This is a genomic window from Micromonospora sp. SCSIO 07396 (genome assembly GCF_053667945.1).
This window is the reverse complement of record NZ_CM132210.1, coordinates 2,985,217-2,990,245: the sequence shown is the minus strand read 5'-3', so window position 1 is coordinate 2,990,245 and position 5,029 is coordinate 2,985,217. Positions and strand designations below refer to the sequence as shown.

General features: G+C 74.2%; 4 protein-coding genes. 3 read left to right on the top strand and 1 reads right to left on the bottom strand.

Going from position 1 to position 5,029, the window contains the following annotated elements; translation table 11 throughout:
• Positions 1-12: 12 nt before the first annotated feature.
• A complete protein-coding gene (locus ACWCHM_RS12730) occupies positions 13-2,028 on the bottom strand; it encodes a phage tail sheath family protein (RefSeq protein ID WP_454222545.1) in 2,016 nt (671 codons plus the stop codon).
• Between the two features lie 257 nt (positions 2,029-2,285).
• On the opposite strand from ACWCHM_RS12730, the gene ACWCHM_RS12725 reads away from it, so the two are divergent.
• The 3 genes from ACWCHM_RS12725 to ACWCHM_RS12715 all read left to right on the top strand — a co-directional run bounded on the left by ACWCHM_RS12725 (position 2,286) and on the right by ACWCHM_RS12715 (position 4,952).
• Positions 2,286-3,188, top strand: coding sequence for a bile acid:sodium symporter family protein (locus tag ACWCHM_RS12725; RefSeq protein ID WP_281897826.1), 903 nt, complete (start codon positions 2,286-2,288; stop codon positions 3,186-3,188).
• A 96-nt stretch (positions 3,189-3,284) separates the two neighbouring features.
• A complete protein-coding gene (locus ACWCHM_RS12720; RefSeq protein ID WP_454222543.1) occupies positions 3,285-3,944 on the top strand; it encodes a HEAT repeat domain-containing protein in 660 nt (219 codons plus the stop codon).
• A gap of 6 nt (positions 3,945-3,950) precedes the next feature.
• Complete coding sequence (locus ACWCHM_RS12715) at positions 3,951-4,952, top strand: HEAT repeat domain-containing protein (protein ID WP_454222542.1); 1,002 nt, start codon at positions 3,951-3,953, stop codon at positions 4,950-4,952.
• The last annotated feature ends 77 nt before the right edge of the window (positions 4,953-5,029 follow it).

Genomic DNA, 5,029 nt, shown 5'->3' with positions numbered 1-5,029 from the left:
GACTCACACCTCTCAGGACGGGCTCTGGCCGGCGAGCTGCTGGATCCGCACGATGACGAACTCGGCGGGTTTGAGCGGGGCGAACCCGACGACCACGTTGACCACGCCCCGGTCCCGGTCGTCGCCGGTGGTGGTCTCCGCGTCGCACCGCACCAGGTACGCCTCCCGGGGCGTCCGCCCGGCGAACGCGCCCTTGCGGAACAGGTCCTGCATGAACGAGGTCAGGTTCAGCCGCAGCTGCGACCAGAGCGGCTCGTCGTTGGGCTCGAAGACCGCCCACTGGGTGCCCCGGTAGACGCTCTCCTCGATGAACAGGGCGAGCCGGCGCACCGGTGTGTACTTCCACTGGCTGGCCAGCGCGTCCGCGCCGGCGGTGGTGCGGGCCCCCCAGTTGACCGTGCCGGTCACCGGGAAGGTGCGCAGGCAGTTGAGCCCCAACGGGTTGAGCACCCCGTTCTCGGCGTCGGTCAGCGGATAGACCAGGTTGGTCACCCCGCGTAGCTGCGCCTCGGTGCCGGCGGGCGCCTTCCACACGCCCCGCTCGGTGTCCTGGCGGGCGTACAGGCCGGCGAGGGTGCCGCCGGGGGCGACGGTGCGGGGCCGGAAGCCGTCGGTGGGGTCGGGGATGCGCAGCCGGGGGAAGTGGGCCACCGCGTTGGGCCCCTTGACCCCGAGCTGGTTGATCCAGTCCAGGGCGCGGTCCGGGTCGTCCACCCCGGGCGGCGGGTCGACCAGCAGGACCGCCCGGCGGCGCTCGCAGAGGTCGTAGGCGGCCGACCAGACGGCCTCCGGGTCGAGCCCGTTGTCGATGGCGGCGGGGTTGCCGTGCCGGGCACGGGTGGCGTCGGGGATGCAGAGCAGGTTGAACAGGTCGGTCTTGAGTAGCGCGTAGATGCCGGTGTAGGCGGCCTCGCTGCCGATCAGCGCGCCGGTGCCGGGCAGGACACTGCCGTCGGCGCCGGTGACGAGGTCACCCTGGCCGAGCCGTTTGACGCCGAGCGGGCTGAACCGGCCGACGTTGGCGGTCGTCCCGGCCAGGCCCAGCAGGGCCGCGCCGTCGGCGACGTCCCCGGCGGGGGAGACCCCCGCGACGGTGAAGGCCGCGTCCACCGCCGTGGGGGCGACCACCGTGTCCACGTCGCCGAGGAGACGCAGCCCGCCGGCGGCGGTGGGGGTCACCCGGACCCGCAGGCCGGCCGCGCCGTCGGCGGCGCCCAGCGCGGTGTTGACCTTCCGTTGCAGCAGCGCGGCCACCCCGGCGGGGGAGGACGGCAGCCGCTCGCCCTTGTCCAGCACGGTCACGGTCACCGGGGCGACCGCCGGCACGGTCTTGGCCGGGTCGTTCGGGTCCGGCTTGGTGGGCCGGTCGGGTTGCACGGTGAGCCGGTAGTTCTTCGCGGCGTCCACGGTGGGGGTGCCCAGCGCCGTGCCGGCCGTGCCGCTGGGCGTCGGCCGGCCCGCCCCGGCGGCCCCGGCGCGTGCCCGGACCAGCGCCGAACCCCGGTCCGGGTCGTTGAGCAGGGCCACCGCGTACGCGGCGCTGGCCGGGTCGGCGGACAGCCCGGTGAACCGTTCGGTGTCGCCGGTGGCGGTGTCGGTGACGGTCAGGTTGAACGACGTGGCGTCGGTGACGCCGTCGTGGTCGACGTCGACGAGCAGTCCGCTGCCCCACGCGCCGGTGCTCGTCGCGTCCAGCAGCAGCGCGGACTTCGCCCCGACGCCGACCTTGTCCAGCAGGCTCACCGAGGCGGCCCGGGCGTCGGCCCGGGGCACCCGCACGACCAGGGCGGCGGCCCCGCCGTTGCGGAAGAACTGTTGCACGGCCAGGCTGAGTTCGGAGTCCCGGTCGACCCCGCCGAACCGGCGTTCGAACTCGCCGAAGGTGTTCACCCGGACGGCCCGGTTCTCCGGTCCGGTCCGGACGTATCCCACGAAGGCGGCCACCCCGGTCGCCACACCGATCACGGGGCGGACGGAACTCGCGACTTCCTCGATGTACACGCCGGGATAGGTCGGGGTGACGGGCATGACTACCTCGTCTCGCAGTGGCGGGTCGGCTGGTGTCACACTCCGCTCACGCCGCGCCCACCTCTAGCGGGCACCCGACTGCGCCGCGACAACTACCCGACACCCCGGGCCGCCTAGTTGCCTGGTCGGGGCGGGTGCGCGGCGCTGGTTGCGGCCTTGACGGTCACGGGTGCGCATGCCGGGAGGTGCCCGGGGACACCTGCGGTGCCATCCTCCAACGAGACAAGCCAGTTTTCTCCCGGGAGGGTGGTGGATTCATGGGTTCCGGGTTGTCGCTCGCCCTCTTCCCGGTCGCGCTCGGCATCGTCATGTTGGGCATCGGCCTCAGCCTGACCGTCGAGGACTTCCGCCGGGTGGCCCGCCACCCCCGGGTCGTGCTGATCTGCCTCGGGTGTCAGATGCTGCTCCTGCCGGTGCTCTGCCTGGGCCTGGTGACCGCCTTCGACCTGCGGCCGGAGCTGGCGGTGGGGATGATGCTGCTGGCGGCCTCGCCGGGTGGCAGCACGGCCGGTCTCTACAGTCACCTGTTCCGGGGCAACGTCGCGCTCAATGTGTCGCTGACCGCGATCAACTCGGTGCTGGCGCTGTTCACCCTCCCGCTGATCGTCAACCTGTCGGTGGCCGGCTTCGCCGGTGCGGACGCCACGATCGGTCTCCAGTTCGGCAAGGTGGTCCAGGTCTTCGCGCTGGTGCTCGTCCCGATCGCGATCGGGATGCTGCTGCGGCGTCGGTTCCCCACGTTCGCCGCCCGGATGCACCGACCGGTGAAGGTCGTCTCCGTCCTGGTGCTGGCCGTGGTCATCGTGGGTGCGGTGCTCGGCATCAGGGACGACGTGCTGGCAACCCTCGGCGAGATCATCGTGATCGTCGCCCTGTTCAACCTGGTCAGCCTCGCCGTCGGCTACCTCGCGCCGCGCCTGCTGCGGGCCGGGCACCGCGACTCGGTCGCCTCCTCGTTCGAGATCGGCCTGCACAACGCCACCCTGGCCATCACCATCGGGATGAGCCCGACGCTGCTGGACAACGCCACGATGGCGATGCCGTCGGTGGTCTACGGCAGCCTCATGTTCTTCACCGCAGCGGCCTTCGGGGTGCTCGTCTCCCGCCGCCCGGCCGGGGCGTCGACCCCGACCGGGGCGACGCCGCAGCGGGCCCACTGACCCGGCGGGTCGCGCCGACAGTCACCACGCCCGCCCCGGACCGGCTTGACCCTGACACGGTGGCAGGGTCTTCACTGTGACCCGGAGGTGGTCACGATGACCGGGTCGGCGGCGTACACGGACCGGACACGGGGGTTGGCGGGCGGCGACCCGTCGGTACGGCTACGGGTGGCGCTCGCGTTGGGCAGCGCCCCCGACCGGCGCGACGTCGACCCGCTCGTCGCCCGGTGCGCGGTGGAACCGGACTTCTCGGTACGCGAGATGCTGACCTGGGCGCTCACCAGGCACCCTGCGGCCGTGACGGTCCCCCGGCTGGTCGCCGAACTCCGGTCCCCGCAGGCGCAGGCCCGCAGCCAGGCGTTGCACACCCTGTCCAAGATCGGGGACAGGGCGGCCTGGCCGGCGCTCACCGTGGCGCTGCTCACCGACGCCGACGACGAGGTGGCGCGGGCGGCCTGGCGGGCCGCGGTCGCGCTGGTGCCCTCCGGTGCCGAAGCCGACCTGGCCGCGATCCTCACCACCCAGTTGGGGCGGGGCGACCGGGGGACGTGGCTGAGCCTGGCCCGTGCCCTGGCCGCTCTCGGCGAGGTCGTCACGCCGGTGCTGGACGCCGCCGCGTCCCACCCCGACCCCCGGGTACGGACCCACGCGGCCGCCACCCGGCAGCTGATGCGTGACCCGGACGCCGGCTTCGCGTTCTCGATCGAGGAGGCGAAACGGGTCGTGGCGCTCGGCGACGCCGACCGGCAGGGGTGAGTGGCGGTGCTGATCGGTGAGGTGGCACGGCGCTGCGGGGTCAGCGTCCGGATGCTGCGGCACTACGAGTCGCTCGGCCTGGTACGGCCGGGCGGACGCACCGGCGCGGGCTACCGCGAGTACTCAGGTGCGGACGTCCGGCGGATCTTCCACATCGAAAGCCTGCGGTCGCTGGGGTTGTCGCTGCGTGCGGTGGGGCAGGCGCTCGACGATCCGGGCTTCACCCCGACGACGCTCGTCGACGACCTGATCCGGCGGACCCGGGCACGGATCGCCGACGAGACCCGGCTACTCACCCGGCTGGAGCGCATCGACGCCGCCGAGCCGGCCGACTGGACCGACGTCCTGCGGACCGTCGCGTTGCTGCGGGCCCTGGCTTCGCCGCACGCGGGGCGGCGGCAACGGGCCGCGCTGGCCCCGGCCGGGGCGGTCGCGGTGGAGGCCCTGGTGGAGGCGGCGCTGGGCGAACCCGACCCGAACGTGGCCGGGGCGCTGCGGTGGGCGGTGGCGCGGGCCGGCGGGGCGGGACTGCCACTGCTGGCGCAGGGGCTCGACGCGCCCGTGGCGGCGGTACGCGAGCGCGCGGTCCGGTGCCTCGTGGAGATCCCGCACGACGCCGCGACCGCGCTGCTGCGCGACGCCCTCGCCCACCACGACGTGACGGTCCGCAGGTGCGCAGCGCTCGCGCTCGGTGCCCGGGGGGTGCCCGAGGCCGTCGCGACGCTCGTCGACATGGTCGTGCAGGAGGCGAACGACGTCGAGGCCGCCGACGCGCTGGCCGCGTTGGCCGTCGACACCGGATCGGCCGACCGGATCGCCGCCGCGCTCGTCGCGGGCCTCACCGGTGACTCCGTCGCGTCGCCGGTACGCCGTCGGCTGACCCAGGCGCTCGCCGGCATCCCGGGGGAGCGGGCGTCGCGGGCCCTGGCGGAACTGGCGGCCGACCCGGACCGCCCGGTGGCGCTCACCGCGACGTACGTGCTGATGCTCCGCGACCGGGAGCCGTGACCGACGACCCCGGCACGTCCCGACCACCCGACGGGTGCCCGCGCCCGCCACCGCCCCCGGACCGGTGGCGGGCCCCG

Excerpts from the sequence above, each read along its gene's own strand:
- ACWCHM_RS12730 (WP_454222545.1), bottom strand. The coding sequence starts at position 2,028 with ATGCCCGTCACCCCGACCTATCCCGGCGTGTACATCGAGGAAGTCGCG.
- ACWCHM_RS12725 (WP_281897826.1), top strand. The coding sequence starts at position 2,286 with ATGGGTTCCGGGTTGTCGCTCGCCCTCTTCCCGGTCGCGCTCGGCATC.
- ACWCHM_RS12720 (WP_454222543.1), top strand. The coding sequence starts at position 3,285 with ATGACCGGGTCGGCGGCGTACACGGACCGGACACGGGGGTTGGCGGGC.